This is a genomic window from Paenibacillus sp. J5C2022 (genome assembly GCF_025567625.1).
Classification (GTDB): domain Bacteria; phylum Bacillota; class Bacilli; order Paenibacillales; family Paenibacillaceae; genus Pristimantibacillus.
Window position 1 is genome coordinate 13,270 of record NZ_JAOQJC010000006.1, and the last position, 21,457, is coordinate 34,726.

A 21,457-nucleotide genomic window follows, 5' to 3' on the forward strand; every position below is an offset into this window, starting at 1 on the left:
GGGACTGTCAAATGGGGGTCAGCTTTTCTCCAGCCACGCTTGCAGCTCTGCGATGATGGCTGCATTGTACACTGCTTGACCACCCTCCAGCTGCAGATGGGCATCATCGTAGCTCCACTTCGCCGAGGAGACGCTCACCTCGATCCGCGAGCCTGGCGAAGGAGCCTCCTGCGTGAATACCAGTCGGGTCGGAAGGAAGCGGTACCAGACAGCGGGATGCCGCGGTCGGGGACGTCCGTTCCAGTTGTCGATGAGCAGCTCGTCCGCAGAAGCTTCGGGACGGAAGGCAAGCCCATAGCCGCCCTCTATTCGGCACCCCCGGCCATACCGTTCCTTACCATCTACCTTCACCGACCAGTTCCGCAGCTGATAGCCGACGCTTTCCTGAATATCTCCGCCATCCTCGCCAAGCAGCCGGTAGACCGCTTCTCCGGAGGTTGCCTGTCCGCCGTCGGAGCATAGCTGCACCGGAAGATCGCATGGGTTGCCGTATTGCCAATGCATCAGTTCCTCATAGACTGAGACGTGGCACAAGCCTTCATGCTTCGCCAATCGCCCGATCGCATCCGGATAGCCGGTAAGCAGCCGTGTATGGAAGTTGCTAAGGCCGGTCTCCGTCAAGGCAATTTCAACATCCGGCAGTTCGCTCCGAAGCGTCTTGACCATCTTGCGCAATTGGCTCAGGAAGCCGTCCATTCGCTTCACCCGGATCGCCTGTCCGGCGAATGCGGATCGTTCAGCCGTTATCGGCGTGGCCGCAAGCGGCTTGTCGAACCAGGCCGTGCGCGAAGCGGAATCCCAGCGCTCTACCAGCCGGAACAGCACGTTGCGGTTGTCGCCGTAATAATCGCCTATGACAAGCGTATCTCCGGGCCGAACGTCGGAGAGGTCGGCGTCCTGCCCGTCGATCGTCACGCTTCGGTCCGTTGTTTGTTCGACAAGAAGATCGGCCGTCTCCAGACGGTAGCTCCCGTCCGGCTGCCGCTTGCAGCTTCTCATAAGCAGCGTCGGCATGGCCCGCACCCGCTCCTCCGTTAAGCCGCTCAACGTTCTCGAAGCAACGAACCCATTGCCCTCTCCCCAATCGTCATTCGTCCCGAGACCGACAAATACGATATCCGGACGCCATGCTGCCACCTGCTTCACATGACGCAAGCCCCGGTCCTCATTGAACAGCTTGGCCGTCCATCCCCCGATTCCGGCATTCATGATGTGATGGGCGCTGTTCGTCACGGCGTTCACGAACAAGCCCGGTTCTCCCTGCATGCCTCCGCGGGGATCGAAGCCCTTGATGCGGAACGCGATCTCCCGGTCGCCCTCTCCCGGCAACTGCCATTCCAGCATCGCCCGTTCATCCGATTGACGGAAGTCAAGCCCGCTGCTTATCGGAGCGGGATGGGCGGGATCATGCGCTACATCCCCTTCGCCGTAGCTGCTCTCCAGCGCGCTGTCCAGCCCTGCGCTCAACTCACCGATCGTCGTGCGGGCATACGTGACGCTCTCTCCGTGCCGGAAGCTGGCCTCCAGCCTTAACCCTGAGGCCGGCACCTCCCGCATCCAGATGAAATGGCGCACCTCCCACTTCCCGCTGTCCGCGTCCATAACCGACTTCCGCACGATTTTATAATCGTGTCCTTCCGGTATAGCTCCCGCATAACCCGCCAGATTCAGCTCTCCCTTCAGAGGAGCGCCTTCCAGCAGCACTTGATGCTCATAAGTGAATGCACAGCCCAGATCGTACTTGTCCTGCACCCCGTCTGTTGTATGGACGACCTTCCCGCTTCCGGCAGGCGATTCGTTGTACGTGGAGAACGTATCGATCTTCTCCCCATTCACATACAAGTCGATCATTGCAGCCCTGTCATTATGGCGTTCCTTCGCCAAGATGAGCACCAGACGGTTGTGCGGCCACTTAAAGCTTACTTCCGCGCCGGTCCCGGCCAACAGACGGCATTGCCCCCGATAGCATTTCCGATTGCGTATGACGCGCGTGTCGCCCTGGAAGACAAGCTCATCATGAAATAAAGTGTGTGCCGCTCGTTCCCGCACGTAGCGGTCGGCTTCTCCTACAAAGCCGTCGGTGAGAAATCCCTCGCCCCATGTAATGCTATCCCCTGCAAAGGCGATTCGCAGCGGCGGCTTTATTGCGTCTTGAGATAATGACGTCATTTCCTCCACCAGCCTTTAACGTATTCATGTACAATCATTTCCATCGTTAATCATTCGGCTCGTGAAAGATCAAACCCTTCTATTCCTTCAGCTTCCGATGCAACTCTACCGGGTATGACGCACCTTAAGAAAGCGCATCCCCCTTCAAGCAGCTCTTCTACAATGCAGGCTTCATGTTATAATTCGATATGGCCAGGCGCATGACGTTCCGCCAAAGCTCGTCCGAAGTAGTCATCCAGCCGCTCCAGGCCGTACTCTTCTATTATCTCCTTCACGGATACGGACTCCGATTCACTTGTCAGCAGCACACTACCCAAAAATCCGGGATCGTGGATGCGGATATCCGTGCCATATTTCAGCTTCATCTCGCTGAACTTAGCGCCGTTCCGATCAATGTGCAGCACCTCGCAATCGAGATTCACGCGGGCGGTTATGAAAGGATAATAATTCGTGCTTCGGGCGATCTCTTCACCTAACGGCGATACTACCGTGCATGGCAAACCGGCAACAGCTCCCGCAAAATACGCCCTGCATGAATAGGCCCAGTAGTTCTGCATAATCCCTCCATGGTACATCGAAGGAAACACGATGACATCCGGTTTCTCCCTGACGAATTGCTCCCGAAGCTCGTCAAAGTTCAAATCAAAGCAGATCGCGCAAGCAACTTTGCCGAAATCGCAATCGAAGACAGGAGCGGCCTTGCCGTACAAAATGCCATCTTTATAATATTCGTCAGGCACCAGATGATTCTTATGGTAGATGCCCTCAACGACTCCGTCTCGGCCAATCAATTGCACAGCATTGCGCCAACTGCCGTCGGCTGCTTCTGTATGCGACGCATAAGCGATATAACAGCGATGTTCGCGCGCAATCCTCGAGAAGAACTCACGGATCTGAGATCCGCGAGTTCTGTAATAGTTCATCCGCTGCTGCTGCGGGTAGTGCACTTTGTCCGGCCGGTCACATGCCTCCGGCAGCACGATCAGATCGGGACCGTCCGGAAGGACGCGCTCCAGTTGGCTTCTCCAATGTTCCATCATGCGCTCTACCGTTTCCTGCGGCGGCACATCCTTTGGCACGACAAGCGGCCGCGGTCCCAGACAGCTGATTGTAATATAGCGGGCCATCCTACCTGCTCACCTCGATTTATCTGTTTGATTGCATATCCATTAATCTCGCATCATTCACCGTTCGTCCAAATGCCGTTGCCGCCATTCACTTTAAACCGCTCTCCATCGTCCGAGCTTGTCGGCGTCCCGTGCTTAATTCTCAAATTCCCGAGAGAGTCGATCCATAGATGATAGTTGCCTAGCTGCAGATGCGGCTCATTCCAACCCGCCCCAATCACGACGTTGCCGGAGGTTCCATCCAGTTGCAGGCTGTCCTGCGTCTTGGTTGCCAGCTTGTAAGCGAGATGCCCGTCGACATCCTTGAAATTCAGCGACCACTTCTCCACACCTGATTCCGTCCATCGCTGGCGGGACGTCTTGTTCGTATCCGAGCGATTGTAGTCACGTTTGACTTCGTCATGATATACCGTGCCAAGCCCGCCGGAATAATATTGAATGCCTTTAAAGCGGTCCATGATTCGGACGAAGGGCTTATGCGGCGTATGGTTGATCACCTGCCTGTCCATAAGCTGCTCCGCATCGCCGGGTTCCATGTAGTTATTTTCAAGAAGAATGATATTGTTGCTGTCCTCCAGCTTTGTAATTCGGACAACTGTCCACCAGTCCGTCATGACTTTGTTGACATCATTGTAAAATAAACGGCTGTTGGACAGGGACAAATACTTGATCTGATCATCCACCAGAATAATATTGGAGCAGCTGCCGCTATGAACGCTATCCAGTGTAAGCAGACCGAACCGGTTACTTGCGTACACCCCGACGTCTAACCCTTCAAAGTGGCCGACATTGATTTTTAGCTCTTGCGAGCGCCAACCCTGGTGAACAGCGACCGTACCTTGCAATACTGTATCTCCGCTGTTGATTTTCACAACATTTCGATCCAGACGAATTCGGCCGCCTATCATGTCGACTTCCTCGATATAACCCGGCTGCAGCCTCTCCTGGCTGCCCACCATGACAACTTCGTTGCTCTTGAACATCGATACATCCGCTACCGGCACCCAATCGGCGTCAACCACATCCGATGTCGCGACGGTTTGAAAGTACCTGACACGGTTATCCCTGACATAATGACCGCCTTGCCAGCCAACAAATTTCGGATTGGACAGCAACAGCGAGTTAGACATCGAGCCTTTGCCGCGGCCATAGATCAAGGCATGACCGCAATACATCCATAAGCAGTCAATAAAGTGAATGTTGCCAACATTGACTCCTGTATTCGGCATATCCACAGCATATCCCTTCTGCCATTGGCGAAAAGCACAGCTATAGAAAGTGACTTCAAACGCATCCTCCAGCCTGATGCCATTCCCCCGGTAATGACCTCCTCCCACCAATTGAGTAGAATTCTGAAAAAAAACATTCCGGAATTCCGCACCGACCGGCCTGTAGGCATAAACAATGGGATAATCGCCGGGCCGTTGCACTTCATTCTTGATCATGACATCGGCAAGCTCGAAGTGCGTGATCGTATTGACTTGCTCCAGGCGAATATCTAGTAGGGGATTGGTCTGATGGCGATTGATCAGCCGCGTCGCTTGGTAGCCTTCGCCTCTAATGCTCACATAATGATATTTCACCCGCAAGTTCGTCACGACATAATTGCCCATAGGAATATAGACCGTGCCGCCGATTCTCGCTTCTGCAATTTCTATGGCCTTCTGGAATGCCGCGCTATCATCCGTCACGTTGTCGCCTTTCGCGCCGAACCATTTCACATTCAGATTATCGGCATGAAGCCGCTTGAAGCGCGCGCCAGTAGCCGATACGAAAATAATGCCGTCATCGTCCAAGGAAGCCGTGTCGGCCGCATCGTAGAAAAACTCTCCTTCTCTTCCGGGATCGGTCATATAATACAACGTGCCTGCATCCGGAACAGCAGCCCCCGAGCGGATATCGGCTATCGTCGTCAGCATAACGGGATGGTCCGTAACGAGTCCGACAGACTCGCCGTTTTGTTCCGTGGACGGTTCCGCTCCGCCCGCTCCTTCGCCGAATACTTTGCTACCCGGCAGCATAAACGTCCCCGCTGCGGCAGCGATCGTACCTGCGCCAAGCGCCGCCAGTGCTTGTCTTCTGCTCATGCCCGCCGCTCCCGCTTTTTCTTCCCCAGTCATCGTTTGTGCCTGCTCCTGCTTTTTCATCTCGCATTCCTCGCTCTCTCGATATAGAGTTCCGGACGCGCCTTCTGACTGGCGTCCGGGCAAGGCCGCATCAAGCGATGATTCAACAAGATACCGTTAAAGAAAGCATTGTGCCGATTTTATTGTTTGTAACGCTCGTACGCTGTGTTGTAGATCTCCATGAATTCATCCAGCTTAACGTCCTTCAGACCCGCCACGAATTTGTCCCACTGGCTGAACGGTAGGTCTCCGAGAATAAACTTGGCTTCGTGTTCGTTGACGTAGGTATACAGATCCGATCTCAGCTTAGTCATCCGGTCATTTTCTTCCTCAGTGAAGTTAAAGGTCGGCCACACTTCATCAATCTTGTACGGCTGAACCTTCTCCGCCGTCATCAAGCTGTCGGGCTGCGCTTCCCCGCCCGCGTAGTTATTCTGAAAGACGATCGTAGGCGCTCCGCCTCCGGGGTAAGTCACATACTTGGACAAAGCCTGATCCTGCGACAAGCCGTCCGGATTATTCGTAATGTTATCCAAGAGCTCGAATTTGCCATCCGGTAGTTCTTTGTAGGTCACATCCTTAAACCCGATCATCAGCATTCGGCTGCCTTCCTCACCGTAGAAGTAATCGATCCAGCGCACAAGCGCTTCCACATTTTTCGCTTTGTCCGTAATGACGAAACCTCCGATCAACGGCACAGAAGGGTTCACAAAGGAATAGATTTGATCGCCGTGCGGCCCTTTAAGCGCGCCTGCTCCCACATAGTTTTCCAGCTTCATCGTAATCCGGGGGTTGACGGTAATCGTCGTACCGAGCAAGTTCTGATTTCCTTTCGCATACATGTCAGGCGTCTTCTGCGTAAGCGTATCGCGGTCGATCAGCCCTTCCTTGTACAGCATATGAATAAATTCAAGCATTTCCTTGTATTTCGGGTCGGCTGGGAAGAATCTCAATTGGTCAGTACCGGGTTCCACATCGACGAGCGGATGCGAGTTGCCGCGGTTTGCAAATCCATAGGAGCCTTTTAAAGACGCGATAATTTGCTGCAGACCGACAGCAGACCATGGAATTTCATCACTTTTCCCGTTGCCGTTCAGATCCGTTTCCTTCACGCCTTTAAGATAGCTATAGAATTCGTCCAGCGTTGTCGGCTCCTGCATACCTAACTGATCAAGCCAATCCTTGTTGATCCAGACACGCGGTCCCATCGTCAGCGAGGTGAATGCCGGATCGAATATCCAAGGGAAGGAATAGATGCCTCCGTCAGGCATTGTAATCGCTTTACGGACCGCAGGGTTGGAATCCAGAATTTGCTTAAAATTTGGTGCGAAGTTGTCAATATATTCATTTAGTCTGACAAAAATGCCTTGCTCACCGTATTTCAGAATGTCGCCATTCGGAATGAGAGCTTGATAGAATGCCTCCGGATATTCGCCGCCTGCCAATGCCAGATTACGCTTCTCCGAGAGACTGGCTCTCGGAACGAGATCGAACTTCACCTTTATGTTCGTCATCTTCTCATATTCCTGCCACAGCTTTACTTGGCTCCAGTCCGTAGCCGCGATAGGAGCCAGTCCGGTGAAGAAGGTTACGTCAAGCGTTTCATTCACGATGGGAAACCCCGTCGGATTGACCTTCTCCGCCCCTTCGTTCGATCCGGTTTCAACCGAATTGGTTGCCGTCTGCGGTTCTGCATTGCCCCCATTATTTCCGTTGCTGCAAGCTGCCAGCCCCATTGCCGTAACCAGCGCCAATACCAACAAGCCTATACGCTTCGTCAACATGTTTAATCCCCTCTCATTCTGATTTCTTCCCTGTTATCTATGGATAGATCAATGCTTGCCTTTCGGCTTATTAGCTTATCCTTTCAGCGCACCGATCGTAATCCCTTGCACGAAATACTTCTGAACAAACGGATAAAGCATCAAAATCGGCAGATTGGCCACAATGATGACGGCATATTTAATTTTCTCCGCTTCCATAAGCTGTGCCGCGAACGTATCGTCGGATGTCATCGATTGCGTCGAACTGACGATTAATATCTCTCGCAATATTAATTGAAGCGGGTATGCAGTCCTGTCCTTTAAATAAATCAGCGCTGCGAAGTAGGAATTCCAATGCCCGACGCTGTAGAACAGAATCATGACGACGATAATGGGCGCGGATAAAGGAAGAATAATATTCAACAGAATGCGAAAATGCGAGTAGCCGTCAATCGACGCCGCCTCCTGCAACTCATATGGAATGTTGGATTGAAAAAAAGTTCGCATAATAATGATGTTGTACACCCCTACCGCAGCCGGCAAAATCAAGGCCCACATCGTGTTAACCATACCCAGATTTTTCACCAGCAGAAAAGTAGGGATCAGCCCGCCGCTGAAAAACATCGTGAACACCATCATTCCGGTAATGACATTTCGTCCAAAAAAATCTTTGCGTGACAGCGGGAATGCTGCGCAAATCGTCAGTATCAAATTAATGGCGGTCCCGACTACCGTATAGAGAATCGTATTGCCATACCCTCGCATAATATCCGGATTGCCGAATACCTTCGCGTAGCCGCCCAAGTTGAACTCGACAGGCAACAGCCACATCTCCCCGCTAATCACCTTTAAAGGATTACTCACTGAAGCACTGGCGACAAAAATTAACGGGTAGATGACCAATATGCAAATAATAGAAAGAATCACGATAATTCCCGCTTCGAACAGCTTGTCTGACCTGCTTCTTATCTCCATTGTTCTCACTCCTCACCATAAGCTGGTCTCATTTACGCGTCTCGCGAATGCGTTCACCAGTACAAGCAGTGTAAAGTTGATTACCGAATTAAACAGGCCGACCGCCGCAGCAAAGCTGTATTGCGCTCCCTGAATACCTTGTTTATATACATAGGTGGAGATCACCTCCGAAGTCTCCAGCATGATGAAGTTTTCGTTCTGCATCAAAAAGATCTTCTCAAAGCCGACGCTGAGCAATCCTCCCACGCTGAGTATGAGTATAATAACGGCCGTCGACATAATCCCGGGAATGTTAATATGCCAGATTCGGCGCATTCGTGAAGCCCCGTCCACCTTGGCCGCTTCGTGAAGTTGAGGATCGACGCCCGCCAGAGCGGCCAAATAAATAATCGATGCGAAGCCCATGCCTTGCCATACGCCGGAGAACACATATAATGTTTTGAACCATCCCGGCTCCTCCATGTAAGCTATGGGCCCGATTCCGAACAGGCCGATAAGATGATTGACGATTCCGCGTTCCGGATGGAGAAAGATGAACATCATCCCTACCAGAACGACCATAGACAAGAAATGCGGCGCATATGTAACCGTTTGCACAAATCTTTTGAATGTTTTGCCGCTAAGCTCATGGATTATCAACGCCAATACAATCGGTACGGGAAAAGAAATGATCAGGGTGTATAAACTAATAAATATCGTGTTTTTCAGAAGCCTCTCAAAATAAAAGCTGTCAAAAAACATCTCCAGATGCTTAAATCCAACCCATGGACTGCCCCAGATCCCTTTATTGGCTATGAAATCCTTGAATGCAATCTGCACGCCGTACATAGGGATATATTCAAAGATAATAAAATAAGCGAGAACGGGAGAAATAATGACGTATAGCTGCCAATTCCATACGACTTTCCTCCAAATTCTGCGCAACCCTTCTGACCGCGGAGCGTTACGCCGTTCACGCGTCTCCGGTGAACTTAAGGATGTTTCCGCCATTGCTGTACACTCCTTTCATCTTACTGATCTGCGCCGCTGCCGCTATGCAAGCAGATTCAATTCCTCGCATTTAACCTCGCCTTTCATTACTTTCCCCTGCATATAGAACTGAAGATCATGCATAACAGAGCGGGCAACGCGCTGCAAGCCATTATTTACCGCGCCTGCGATATGGGGAGTCAAGACGACATTGGGCAGGTTTCGGAAGGGATGATCCGCGGTCGGAGGTTCCGGGTCCGTCACGTCAAGGCAAGCAAAAAAACGTCCTCGCTCCAGTTCTTTGACGAGAGCCGGTTCATCGATGACTGCCCCTCTCGCCGTATTAATCAGAATGCAGTCGTCTTTCATTAATTGGAAGCTGTTCTCGTTGAACATTCGGAACGTATCGGGCAAAGAAGGCACATGGATGGAAATGACATCGCTCTGTTCCAGCAATTCCTCGAACGATACTTTCACGGCCCCCATTGCCTCGACGCGCTCTGCGGATAGTACGGGATCGTACACCAGAATATCTACTTCAAATTGCTGCAGCAGCCTGATGAAGTGCGTACCGGCCATACCGGCCCCGACAACGCCTACTTTCACATCGAACATTTCTTTAACGTTCTGAACCTCTCCCCACTGTCCTTTCCTTGTATAGCGACCAAGCCTCCATATATCCTTCAAGGATGCGATCGTCATGCCTAGCGCCGTCTCGGCCACTCCTTTGCCCAACGCAGCTGCCGCATTGGCAACGCGAATTCCTCTCGCCCATAATTCCGGCGTCACAATGGTCTTAACCGTACCCGCCGCATGCAGAACTACCTTCAAATTAGGTGCTTCGTCGAGTACCCGATGATTCAATGCAGATACCCCCCATGACGTAATCGCAACATCCGCATCTTTAATCGCATTGGCCAATTGTTCCTCTTTCTGAATCCCTTTCCTTTCATTCAGTGTGACTTCCCCCCACTGCCTCAGCTGTTCCAAATGACGATTCGTAAATATGCGTTCCCGCTGGTCACTGCCCTGCAAAAATGCAATTTTCATCTTGTACCTCTCCTATTCTCCAGCATCTTTAAATTGATTCAAAATGAACCAGCGATAAAATAAATCGCTATTATTTGTCTACTGGTTCTTTATGGTATATTTCAGATTATATTGACCATTGAGAGGTATGTCAATGTTTTTCCTCTAAACCTTTCTTTTAAATATAAGGTTTAGTACGTTTTCACTCTAAACTCCAACTCATTCTGGTTCAATAATCATGATGACATAGATGTTTTTTTGAGCTATAATGAACCTGTCAAGCTAATCACTCCTTTTTTAATCATAAAAATATTCAACAATAAGGTATCCGTTGTACTTCACAAACGATTGGAGAATTGAAGGAAATGAAACCAAAACGCACAACTTCTCGACATAGACTGGAGAATATGATTCAAACCTTGCGGAGTGAAATCGAAATCGGAACTTACCCGAAAGGCAGCTTCCTCCCATCCGAGTTAGAATTGTACCAACAGTTCGGTTTAAGCAAAAATACGGTCCGCAAAGGGCTTGAGGTGCTGGTTGATGAAGGGCTGATCGAGAAAATTCCGCGTATTGGCGCACAAGTGCTGGGAAAACGTAGAAAAAGCGGGGCCGTCACACTCCGTTTCGGGTACTACCCCTCGCTGGTAGATGAAACGAATTTATTGCAATTGGTGGAGCAGTTTAATGCGCTGCACGACGATATCCATGTACAATCTATTCCGGTTGCCTGGCCGAGGAAGCAAGGAATGTTAGAGCAATACTTAAAGGATGATATATTCGATGTCTTGACGGTGAACTTGTACAACTATGAATTTATGAGAGACGATGACGGTACAAGCAAGCTGCTGGAGCCATTCGAGCGGCTCGAAGACGCCTATGAATTCCTGAATGAACCATTCTCTTCCGGCAAGAAGCAATATGTGCTGCCGTTCGTATTCACTCCGGTGATTCTGTGCTACAATAAGGACCACTTCAGAGAGATGAATGTACCCGAGCCTCACAGCGGCTGGACATGGGACGATTTGTGCAAGGCAGGTTCCAGGCTAAGCCAAGACAAGGATCGGGTGGGATTCCACTTTCACCTCATGTCGGAGAATCGCTGGCCGATTTTTCTGCTTCAGAATGACGTTCATCTGCAGCGCGACGATCAAGGGCAGCTGCAGTTAGAGGATGACAACATGAAGCAGGCCATCAAATCCTGCATGAGCATCGTGAACGACCAGTTTCCATCCTATTTGTCCCAAAGCGACTCCGATGCCATGAATCTGTTCGTCAACGGGAAAGTGTCGATTATCATGGCTACCTACTCCTATCTAAATAAGCTTAAATCAGTAAATTTCGAATACGATATCGCGCCGCTCCCACAGTTAAAGCAATCCCGTACAATGCTGGTTGTCATCGGCTTGGCCATGAGCAAGCGCTCCGGCGAGAAACCTGCGGCCAGAAAGTTCATGGACTTTCTTCTGTCGTACGAATCGCAATTATACATCCGCCGGCACACCTTAAGCTTGCCGAGCCATAAGCGTGCCGCGGAATGGACGGGCGAGGAGATCGTTCAGCGCCCGCACCGCTTCCATATGTACAGAGAGATCGTCCATACGTTCCGTTTATATTCGGATCTGGGGATGTCGGCGAATGAATTGAACGCACTTGGAAGCGAATTGCGGTATTACTGGTCCAAGCTGGAGGAACTGGATACGGTCTTGCAGCGCTTTAAGCAATCGTTGTAAAAGTTCGTTTTAACGTTAAGCGCCCCCGACAATGAGTTCACAGTGCATATCTGTTCATAATAAAAAGCGCAAGCTTGGAGGCTGTACGAGCCTAGAGCTTGCGCCTTTCGTATTAACAGGTCAACTAGAGATTGATTTTTTCAATGAACGGGGTATAAATAACCAAGCTCTTGTACTATGCGGCGGCAGGATGAGATCGGAAGCAGCGGGAGGCTGTGCGGGCTGATCCGTCCAGAAGTCGCTCCAACAATCCCCTTCGGGACATGCCGCCGGCAACCGAAGCTCCCGCGGATCGTCGCTCAAATTGAAAGCAGCAAGCAAATACTTCTCCGCTTCGCCCCCTTCTTTTAACTTGGCCAATACAATCGGCAGATCATCCCCGTCCCTGTCGAACATATTTAGCGGCATACCTGCATCGACTGGCGTGTTCAGCAGCTTCTCCAGCAGCATATGGCCTTCTTCGTTCAACAACGGAAGCGCATCGCCCAACACCAGATCACCTCCCGTAACCAAACAAGCGAGAAGCAATGTCTTGGCTTCCTCCAAATCCATCTCTCTGCCGTTGTTCCAATTCGCGCCCGCTTTCCAAGGTTTCAACGGTAACCGTCTGCTCCTGTGAGGATCGTCGCTCGTATCGTCGCAACGGACAATGGCGAAGTCAGGGTCGGTATTGCCTATTGCTCCCTGCATCCACCAGCGTGCGAACATGGATCGCACATTTTGTCTAATTTGACTCCAATAATGATGAATATCGCCTGTTGTCCGATGAGCATCCGCAATGCCGACTACTGCTTCGTACGGCGCGCCGCAAGCCAGCAGATAGGCATCTTCCCCAATCGCTTGACGAATCACCGTAAATAATTTGCGAATCATGCCGGAATGGGTAATATCGTTCTTTGAGAAGGATGAGGCACCAAGCAGCAACTGCGTAAAGTCGCATTTAAAATACGTAAACCCCGCTTGACGCAAACGTGAGAATTCCGTTTCAATATGCCGAACGACATCAGGCCTGGTAATGTCCAGCTGCGCCATACTGCCATAACCCATATTGACGAGATAGACGTTCCCGCTCGCATCGCCGACGAACCATTCCGGACGCTCTCGAAACAAAGGAGTATAAACGTTCACCATGAGCGGCGCTGTCCATATTCCCGGCTCGTAGCCGCTTGCCCGGATTTCACGGCATATAGAGGAAAGGCCCGACTGAAACTTCCAGCCCGCTTCCCACACCCCCCATTGGCATTCGTACCCTTCATCGATCACGATATACCGGAGCAAATCGCCATACCGCTTTCGGGAGTAAGCGGCATGCTCCTTCACATCTTGTTCCGTTACTGCGCCCGCATAATAATCCCAAGAGTTCCAGCCGCTCACCTTTTCCTTGAATTGGAACGACGGATGCAGACGATTGCGCATCATAGCACCGTAGGCTTTCAGCAGCTCATTGCCGTCATTCCCTTCCATCAACGTTACATGCGCAAGCTCGATCCGTTCTCCGGGCGCCACCTGCCGCGGTGATTGCAGATGGACGGCAATGCCGAAGCGGCCGTCGCAATGAGGCTGTTCATGAACCAGCGGTATATCGACGAAGCAATCCCCATAAGGCGGCAACGCTCCAAGTAATATTGCGGTGCCGTCCAGTCTGTTAGACAGAACCGTCGCCATTGCCGAAGGATCGGAAGGATCGGACCAGTCATTGGGTCGATGCACCGGTCGTACGCCTGACAAACTCGTGAAATCGCGTGAATGATAAAGCTGCGTATAGTCTCTTGCATCCAGCGAAGGGACGAAGAATGAGGCCGGCCATTCCAAGCATACCCGCTGAAGAGAAATAGCCGTACCTCCGCTGTTTTTAAGTATGATCCCTACAGCACCGTCTCGTTCCTTCTCGCTAAGAACCAACACACTTTCCCACTTCCAAATACATCCTCCTTGATCGGAAAATTCGAACTGCGCATCCTGATGCCGGTATACGCTTTCATGGCATTGGACGGATACAAGAGCCGATTCAACTGTAAGCGATTTCGAGAAATTCCGATGTACATGCCGCTCCAAACACTGATCCCCTCCTTATTTTTTGGACTAAAATGATCCAATTCAACTTTAAAGTTCCGTTCATATAATAAAATTTAATCTAAAGTATACCAGAAGTCAACTCCTAACAGCCCAATTTCGACAATCATTCAGTCCCCCGAATACCAACAGCACCTCGAAAACTCAGAAGTTGTTATGAGACAACAAAAACCGCTGCCTCACGATCTGGAGTCTCGTCCAATCATGAGATAGCGGTTCACTGCTGCTGCATCTTAACCTGCCTGTTCAGCAGGCTACTTCACCAACTGACCGCGCGTAACGCCCAGTTGATTCGTCGCTTTCAGACTGCGCCATACTTGCGTGCCGCTAATGCGGCCGTCCAGCGCATCCCGGTACAGAGACAGCACTTCTTGCACCTGATCCCCCGACTCTTCCAAAAATTCCACGCGGTAATGCGACACACCCAGCTCGATAAAGTTGCGGATGTATTCCGCTCCGGACTGCTCAATCGCATTGTACACCGTATTGCGGCAGCCCTCGTCCACGCGCACGGGATGCGACATGCCGATGCGATCGCCCAGCGATGCGCGATGCTCCTCGCAAGGACGGCCGCAATTCGTATAATCCGTGCCTTCGCTCATGAAAGTGCAGTATACGCAATGCTCCGTATGGAACATCGGGAGATGCTGATGAATGACCACTTCCAGCTTCGATGTGTCGCTCTTCTCCAGCATATCCACCATCTGCTGAATGTTCAGATCGTACGATGGCGTAATCAGCTCCAGATCCATCTCGGCGAATAGTTTAACAGCCTTATGATTAGCCACGTTAAGAGAAAAATCTCCGATCAGCTTCGGGAAAGGCCGACCCGGATTCTCCGTGCGCGCTCGCAAGTAATAATAGAGCGCGCCTGTATTGCGCACGAGCACCGCGTCCGGCTGAAGCTTCAGAATGTTGGCGTGATAGCCGTTCTCCCGCGGCATATGAATACGCGGCGTTGCCAGCGCGATCGGCTTGCCGGCACGACGCGCAGCCTCCACGGCGGCGGGAAACTGCTTGATGAACTCAAAGTCCGCGTATATATAGGACGCATCCGTCGCCAGCGCAGCCTCCACCTGCTCCAGACTGCGGCACAGCGCGGCCAGCTTGGCATCCTTGCCGCTGCTCAACGGTCTGCGATTGCTCACGTTGTCGAACGCATCATCGAACGCGCTGACCTGATGCTTGATATAGACGGGAGGCTTCGGCCTCTCTCCTGCCAGGCGCTCCACCGCTTCGCGCCGCATCCGGTTCAATTCGCGGATCGGCACGATCAGCTCCCCGTCCAGCTCTGCATTCAGTTCCTCCAGCTGATAGACCGTTCCGCCCAGCCGTCCCAGCTGCTCCTCCAGCAATGCCCGATCCATCGGACGCTTCTGCGCCGCCTCCAGCTCCAGCTCGGAGCTGACCTGTACCGTCGTCCCCTTCTCCACATCGGTCCAGAGGGAGCGAAGCGGCTCGCCGAGCTTGCCCGTCACCTGCACATGCAGCGGGAATACCCGATACGGCTTCTCCGTCTCGAAGGTGGCGCGAAGGCGCTTGTCCAGCGCAGGATCGTTCGTCTTCCATACCCGGTCGCCAATGTGAACCTTGCGCAGATCGACATCGTTGCGCCCCGGCACCAGCTCGATCATGATGCCTTCCGGCGCTTCGCTTTCCAGCTTGACGCCTTGGCGGCGAATATCGTACACTCTGCCGCCTTCTTCCTTCTTCGTAGGGTCTCCCGCATCGAACACGATGCCGTCGCCGCGCTTCAGCGGCGCTTCCAGCCTGACCGTCACCGCATCGCGCATGATCCGCTCTACCTTGCCCAGATAGACGCCTCGGCTCTTCGGGAACGTCCCCTCCACCAGCTGCTTGTTGTTCGTGCCTTGCAGGAAGCCGTGCGTGAAGCCGCGCGAGAAGCTCTGCTGCAGCTCCCGCACTTCTTCCTTGGACGGCCCCGAGCGGTCGCCGTCGAAGTAACGGTCGATAGCGGCTCTGTACTTGCTTACGACATTGGCGACATACTCCGGCGTCTTCAGCCTGCCTTCGATTTTGAAGGAGGTGACGCCCGCCTCGATCAGCTCCGGCACCAGATCGATCGCCGCCAGATCCTTAGGCGACAGCAGATAAGCGACATCGCCCATCGGCTTCGTCTCCCCGTCTACAATCAAGTCGTAAGGCAAGCGGCAAGCCTGCGCGCATTCGCCGCGGTTGGCGGAGCGTCCGCCCCACATCTCCGAAGTGAGACATTGTCCGGAGTAGGATACGCATAACGCGCCATGCACGAACACTTCCATCGGCAGCTTCGCTTGCTCTCCGATCGTTTGAATCTGCTTCAGGTTGTTCTCCCTGCCCAATACGACGCGCTCCATATGGAACGGCTTCGTGAATTCTACCGCTTCGGGAGACGTAATCGTCATCTGTGTCGAGCCGTGGATCGGGAAGTCAGGCGATATTTCCCGGATCAGCTTCACAAGCCCCAGATCCTGTACGATGACAGCGTCTACCCCGGCATCTATGCACATTTCAATTAACGTCTGCGCGTCGCGCAGTTCGTCCTCGAATACGAGAATGTTGAAGGTCAGGAATCCCTTCACTCCGTACGTATGGAGGAATGCCATAATTTCCGGCAATTCCTCGCTGCGGAAGTTGTTCGCCCGGGCACGTGCGTTGAATTTCTCCACGCCAAAAAATATCGCATCGGCTCCGTTCGCCACGGCTGCCCGCATACAATCCCAGTCGCCGGCCGGAGCCAGCAATTCTATATCCGATCGTGTGATTTCTGTCTTCTGCATCATTCGCAATTCCTCTCGTTCCCGGCGTCAGCCTCACCTGTACGCGCCTTTTGCTCTCCCTAGTTTATCAAAGAGGCGACTGCGATTCCACCATACATTGCTGCCAATGAGCCGGGTACTCATTCTTTTTGCTCAATATTTATGCAATTTTGTGATCTTGCGATTCCGCCATCTCTTCTTCGGCAGCAATAGTGATATAATAAGCTCGTCTGCATTATCGTTACATCTCAACTATAATTGGGAGGTTTTTTGATTATGAAATTAGGCGTATTCAGTGTATTGTTCGCACAGAAGTCATTGGAAGAAACGCTCGACTACATTGCGGGGAAGGGACTTGAGGCCATTGAGATCGGAACGGGTGGCTATCCCGGCAACGCTCATTGCGATCCAGATAAATTGCTCGCCGACAGCGGCAAGCTGAAAGCATTCAAGGATGCGGTTGAATCCCGCGGCCTGATCATCAGTGCGCTCAGCTGCCACGGCAATCCGCTGCATCCGCAGAAGGCAATCTCCGCCGACCACGATGCCGTATTGCGCAAGACGATCGAGCTGGCCAACCGCTTGGAGGTTGGTGTCGTCAACACCTTCTCCGGCTGTCCAGGCGACCATGAGGATGCGAAATATCCGAATTGGCCAGTAGCTCCGTGGCCGAACGACTATCAGGAAATTTTGACGTGGCAATGGGAGCAGAAGGTCATTCCTTATTGGAGCGAGATCGCCAAGTTGTCCACGGACGCCGGCGTGAAGATCGGCCTCGAGCTGCACGGCGGCTTCTCCGTTCATAGCCCGGCCACCATGCTCCGGCTGCGCGAGGCGGCAGGCGATGCCATCGGCGCCAATCTGGACCCGAGCCATATGTGGTGGCAAGGCATCGATCCTGTCCAAGCCGTTCACATTCTGGGCCGCGCCGGCGCTATTCATCACTTCCACGCGAAGGATACGACGGTCGATCCCGTTAACGTGAACCGCCACGGCGTGACGGACATGCAGTCCTACGCCTTGATGCTTGATCGCGCATGGCAGTTCCGCACCGTAGGCTTCGGACATGACATGAAGGTATGGGCGGACATTATTAGCGCGCTTCGTCTTGTCGGCTACGACTACGTCGTCAGCATCGAGCATGAAGACGGCCTGATGTCGGTGGATGAAGGCTTCACCAAAGCAGTGCAGAATCTGCAGCAAGTGCTGATCCGCGAGCCACTGGGCGAAATGTGGTGGGTGTGAAATAACCCCACAAAGTAGGGCTCTGCTTCGAAGCTTTTCAGGTACTTTGCGGGGACCTCGAAAACTTATAAATTCTTATGTGGTAAAAAAGCTCCAGCGATGTAAATCGCCGGAGCTTTTTTTGGCTGATGCGGTTCGTCTTACCAAAACTTCGTGATCATAACGAAGTCGATAAACAGGAACAAAGCGAGTGCTACTGCCGTAAAGCCGATCGCGAAATAATTTTTCCTCGGACGCGCCGAAATCAGACGAACGAATCCGATTAAAATAATGACCGTGAACGCAAGCATGAACCAGTCGAACGGATCAATTCCGCCTGCTTTGGCTGCTTCTTCAGCTAAAAACATGAAGGGACCTCCTCTTAATCACACGTAGCCTATTATTCATCTATGGTAGCTTGATTACGCATTCAATGCAAGACAGAAGTTTCTATCGTAACAACTTTGTCACCGGTTGTTCACATTTGCACACCTTTACTTTGTCCAACTGTTCCCAATGTTATGAGAATAACTTCTAGCGAGATCATTCGAAGATGAGCGCTTTGCAAGCTTGCAAAGCAAACTCGCTTCGCAAGCCGCGCGGGAGCGAGCAACTACTGCTCCGCTCCTGCTGCAACGCTCTCCTTCCCTGCGTATCGCTTCTCCGTCCGTTCGCGGTCGCGTACCAATATCGGCTTCAAATACCGGCCAGTATAGGAGCCTTCCACCTCCGCCACTTGCTCCGGCAATCCCGTCGCAACGATTGTGCCGCCGCCGCTGCCGCCTTCCGGTCCCAAGTCGATCAGATAGTCAGCCGTCTTGATCACATCAAGATTATGCTCGATGACCAGCACGGACTCTCCGGAATCCACCAGTCGATGCAGCACTGTCAGCAACCGGTCAATATCGTCGACATGCAAGCCTGTTGTAGGTTCATCCAATATATACAGCGTCTTGCCGGTGCTGCGCCGATACAGCTCCGAAGCCAGCTTCACGCGCTGCGCCTCGCCGCCGGACAGTGTCGTCGCAGATTGACCCAGCCGCATATAGCCGAGACCGACATCCAGCAATGTTTTAATTTTGCGGTGAATGCGGGGAATGTTCTCGAAGAAGGAGCATCCGTCCTCAATGGTCATCTCCAGCACTTCGGCAATATTTTTGCTCTTGTACTTCACTTCCAGCGTCTCGCGGTTGTAACGCTTGCCCTTGCATATCTCGCACGGCACATATACATCCGGCAGGAAGTGCATCTCGATCTTGATAATGCCGTCCCCGCGACAAGCTTCGCATCGTCCGCCCTTCACATTGAAGCTGAAGCGGCCTTTCTTGTAGCCCCTTACCTTAGCTTCATTCGTGTTGGCATACAGATCGCGAATATCGTCGAAGACGCCGGTATAGGTAGCCGGATTGGAGCGCGGCGTACGTCCGATCGGAGACTGATCGATATCGACCACCTTCTCCAGATGCTCCAGTCCGCGCAGCTCGCGGTATTGCCCCGGGCGCGTCTTCGCCTTGTTCAAGTCGCGGGCCAGCGTCTTGTACAAAATTTCGTTCACGAATGTCGATTTGCCGGAACCCGATACGCCCGTTACCGCAGAGAAGACGCCGAGCGGAATCTTCACGTTAATATTCCGCAGGTTATTCTCCTTGGCGCCGCGCACCTCCAGCCACTTGTCGCCTGTAGCGCGCCGCTGCAGCGGCACCTCGATGAACTTCCGCCCCGACAAATATTGTCCCGTCAAGGAGGCTTCGTCGTTCATCACCTCTTGAGGCGAGCCTTGCGCGATCACTTGACCGCCGTGAATGCCTGCGCCGGGTCCGATGTCGATAATATAATCCGCCGCGAGCATCGTATCCTCGTCATGCTCGACGACGATCAGCGTATTGCCCAGATCGCGCATATGCTCCAGCGTCTGAATCAGCCGGTCGTTGTCCCGCTGATGAAGGCCGATGCTGGGCTCATCCAGAATGTACAGCACCCCCATCAAGCTGGACCCGATCTGCGTCGCCAGCCGAATTCGCTGCGCCTCGCCGCCGGACAAGGTGCCCGCGGCCCGGTTAAGCGTCAGATATTCCAAGCCGACGTTGACGAGGAAGCCGAGCCGGCTGTTAATCTCCTTCAAGATCAGGTGGGCAATGGTCTCTTCCTTCTTCGTCAGTTGCAGGCCGTCGAAGAAGCGGCTGGCGTCGCCAATCGACAATGAAGTGACATAGGCGATATTGCTGGAGCCGACCGTGACGGCGAGAGTCTCCTTGCGAAGCCGGTCTCCCTTGCAGGAAGCGCACGGCTTGGAGCTCATATATCCCTCGATATGCTCCCGCATCATCTCCGATGCCGTATCCCGGTAACGCCGCTCCAGATTATTGACAATCCCCTCGAACGGAACGTAAGCATCCTTGCGAAGCCCGAAGTCATTCTCATAGACGAAGCGCACCTTCTCGCCGCCTGTCCCTTGCAGCAGCTTCTTCATCTGTTCCGGCGTCAGCTCCGATACAGGGACGTCCTCCGATATACCGTAATGCTTGCAGACCGCGCTCAGAAATTGCGGATAATAATTGGACGTGCTTCCGGCCCAAGCCAGGAACGCTCCGTCTTTAATCGATTTGCTCGTATCCGGCACAAGCAGCTCCGGATCTACAATCATCTTGGCTCCCAGACCGTCGCAGTCCGGACAAGCGCCATAAGGGCTGTTGAAGGAGAACATGCGGGGAGCCAGCTCTTCCATGCTGAAGCCGCATTCCGGGCAAGCCAGATTGGAGCTGAACAGCAGCTCCTCTTCCCCCATCACGTCGACGAGCACACGCCCGTCCGCGAGATTGAGCGCCGTCTCCAGCGAGTCCGCCAGCCGCGCATGAATGTCCGGCTTGACGACGATTCTGTCGACAACTACTTCAATGCTGTGCTTCTTGTTCTTCTCCAGCTCAATCTTCTCGCTCAGCTCCCGGAGCTCTCCGTTCACGCGTACGCGCACGAACCCCTGCTTGCCTATGTCCGCCAGCAGCTTCGCATGCTCCCCCTTGCGTCCCGACACGACTGGAGCCATAATCTGCAGCTTCGTGCGCTCCGGATACTCCATAATGCGGTCGACCATCTGCTGCACCGTCTGCGACGTAATCTCAATGCCGTGCTGAGGACAGTGCGGCCGCCCTACACGGGCGAACAGCAAGCGCAAGTAATCGTATATCTCCGTGACCGTACCGACGGTAGAGCGGGGATTGCGGCTCGTCGTCTTCTGATCGATCGAGATCGCCGGGGACAAGCCGTCGATGGAATCCACATCCGGCTTCTCCATCTGCCCCAGGAACTGCCGCGCATACGCGCTGAGCGACTCCACGTACCTGCGCTGGCCTTCCGCATAGATGGTATCGAATGCCAGGGAGGACTTGCCCGATCCGCTTAGTCCCGTCAACACGACGAACCTGTCGCGGGGAATCGTTACGTCAATATTTTTCAAATTGTGGGCTCTTGCGCCCTTTACTACAATCTTGTCACTAGCCAATTCCTTCTCCT

At 52.8% G+C, this 21,457-nt stretch carries 13 protein-coding genes; 2 read left to right on the forward strand and 11 right to left on the reverse strand.

Going from position 1 to position 21,457, the window contains the following annotated elements; all coding sequences use genetic code 11:
• Positions 1-18: 18 nt before the first annotated feature.
• From M6D81_RS06520 to M6D81_RS06550, 7 genes are all read right to left on the reverse strand, one after another.
• Positions 19-2,169 (reverse strand): SGNH/GDSL hydrolase family protein, encoded by a 2,151-nt coding sequence (locus M6D81_RS06520; protein ID WP_262676032.1) that lies wholly within the window; start codon positions 2,167-2,169, stop codon positions 19-21.
• 176 nt (positions 2,170-2,345) lie between these two features.
• Positions 2,346-3,296, reverse strand: coding sequence for a carbon-nitrogen hydrolase family protein (locus M6D81_RS06525; RefSeq protein ID WP_262676033.1), 951 nt, complete (start codon positions 3,294-3,296; stop codon positions 2,346-2,348).
• Between the two features lie 53 nt (positions 3,297-3,349).
• Positions 3,350-5,443 (reverse strand): glycosyl hydrolase family 28-related protein, encoded by a 2,094-nt coding sequence (locus M6D81_RS06530; protein WP_262676034.1) that lies wholly within the window; start codon positions 5,441-5,443, stop codon positions 3,350-3,352.
• A 119-nt stretch (positions 5,444-5,562) separates the two neighbouring features.
• A complete protein-coding gene (locus tag M6D81_RS06535; protein WP_262676035.1) occupies positions 5,563-7,206 on the reverse strand; it encodes an extracellular solute-binding protein in 1,644 nt (547 codons plus the stop codon).
• Positions 7,207-7,281: 75 nt separating this feature from the next.
• Positions 7,282-8,160: a carbohydrate ABC transporter permease gene (locus tag M6D81_RS06540; protein WP_262676036.1), complete on the reverse strand. Its 879-nt coding sequence runs from the start codon at positions 8,158-8,160 to the stop codon at positions 7,282-7,284.
• Positions 8,161-8,172: 12 nt separating this feature from the next.
• Positions 8,173-9,150 carry an ABC transporter permease gene (locus tag M6D81_RS06545; RefSeq protein ID WP_262676037.1) on the reverse strand — a complete coding sequence of 326 codons (978 nt, stop codon included), beginning with the start codon at positions 9,148-9,150 and terminating at the stop codon, positions 8,173-8,175.
• A gap of 42 nt (positions 9,151-9,192) precedes the next feature.
• Positions 9,193-10,179, reverse strand: coding sequence for a hydroxyacid dehydrogenase (locus M6D81_RS06550; RefSeq protein WP_262676038.1), 987 nt, complete (start codon positions 10,177-10,179; stop codon positions 9,193-9,195).
• A gap of 344 nt (positions 10,180-10,523) precedes the next feature.
• Between M6D81_RS06550 and M6D81_RS06555 the strand changes: the two genes are divergently transcribed.
• Positions 10,524-11,891, forward strand: a complete 1,368-nt coding sequence (locus M6D81_RS06555) for an extracellular solute-binding protein (protein WP_262676039.1) — start codon at positions 10,524-10,526, stop codon at positions 11,889-11,891.
• A gap of 120 nt (positions 11,892-12,011) precedes the next feature.
• Here the strand turns inward: M6D81_RS06555 and M6D81_RS06560 are convergent, their stop codons facing one another.
• Complete coding sequence (locus M6D81_RS06560; RefSeq protein WP_262676041.1) at positions 12,012-13,946, reverse strand: alpha-galactosidase; 1,935 nt, start codon at positions 13,944-13,946, stop codon at positions 12,012-12,014.
• Between the two features lie 272 nt (positions 13,947-14,218).
• Entirely contained in the window at positions 14,219-16,744 is a 2,526-nt protein-coding gene (locus M6D81_RS06565; protein ID WP_262676213.1) for a U32 family peptidase, read from the reverse strand.
• A 255-nt stretch (positions 16,745-16,999) separates the two neighbouring features.
• Here M6D81_RS06565 and M6D81_RS06570 point away from each other — a divergent pair, with 255 nt between their 5' ends.
• Positions 17,000-17,968 carry a sugar phosphate isomerase/epimerase family protein gene (locus tag M6D81_RS06570; protein ID WP_262676043.1) on the forward strand — a complete coding sequence of 323 codons (969 nt, stop codon included), beginning with the start codon at positions 17,000-17,002 and terminating at the stop codon, positions 17,966-17,968.
• A 140-nt stretch (positions 17,969-18,108) separates the two neighbouring features.
• Here the strand turns inward: M6D81_RS06570 and M6D81_RS06575 are convergent, their stop codons facing one another.
• Positions 18,109-18,315 carry a hypothetical protein gene (locus M6D81_RS06575; RefSeq protein WP_262676045.1) on the reverse strand — a complete coding sequence of 69 codons (207 nt, stop codon included), beginning with the start codon at positions 18,313-18,315 and terminating at the stop codon, positions 18,109-18,111.
• A gap of 245 nt (positions 18,316-18,560) precedes the next feature.
• The gene (gene uvrA / locus M6D81_RS06580; RefSeq protein WP_262676046.1) at positions 18,561-21,446 is read right to left on the reverse strand and encodes an excinuclease ABC subunit UvrA; all 2,886 of its coding nucleotides are present in this window, start codon (positions 21,444-21,446) and stop codon (positions 18,561-18,563) included.
• Positions 21,447-21,457 lie beyond the last annotated feature (11 nt).

Excerpts from the sequence above, each read along its gene's own strand:
- M6D81_RS06525 (WP_262676033.1), bottom strand. The coding sequence starts at position 3,296 with ATGGCCCGCTATATTACAATCAGCTGTCTGGGACCGCGGCCGCTTGTC.
- M6D81_RS06520 (WP_262676032.1), bottom strand. The coding sequence starts at position 2,169 with ATGACGTCATTATCTCAAGACGCAATAAAGCCGCCGCTGCGAATCGCC.
- M6D81_RS06570 (WP_262676043.1), top strand. The coding sequence starts at position 17,000 with ATGAAATTAGGCGTATTCAGTGTATTGTTCGCACAGAAGTCATTGGAA.
- M6D81_RS06530 (WP_262676034.1), bottom strand. The coding sequence starts at position 5,443 with ATGAAAAAGCAGGAGCAGGCACAAACGATGACTGGGGAAGAAAAAGCG.
- M6D81_RS06540 (WP_262676036.1), bottom strand. The coding sequence starts at position 8,160 with ATGGAGATAAGAAGCAGGTCAGACAAGCTGTTCGAAGCGGGAATTATC.
- M6D81_RS06535 (WP_262676035.1), bottom strand. The coding sequence starts at position 7,206 with ATGTTGACGAAGCGTATAGGCTTGTTGGTATTGGCGCTGGTTACGGCA.
- M6D81_RS06575 (WP_262676045.1), bottom strand. The coding sequence starts at position 18,315 with ATGTTTTTAGCTGAAGAAGCAGCCAAAGCAGGCGGAATTGATCCGTTC.
- M6D81_RS06545 (WP_262676037.1), bottom strand. The coding sequence starts at position 9,150 with ATGGCGGAAACATCCTTAAGTTCACCGGAGACGCGTGAACGGCGTAAC.
- M6D81_RS06565 (WP_262676213.1), bottom strand. The coding sequence starts at position 16,744 with ATGCAGAAGACAGAAATCACACGATCGGATATAGAATTGCTGGCTCCG.
- M6D81_RS06550 (WP_262676038.1), bottom strand. The coding sequence starts at position 10,179 with ATGAAAATTGCATTTTTGCAGGGCAGTGACCAGCGGGAACGCATATTT.
- M6D81_RS06555 (WP_262676039.1), top strand. The coding sequence starts at position 10,524 with ATGAAACCAAAACGCACAACTTCTCGACATAGACTGGAGAATATGATT.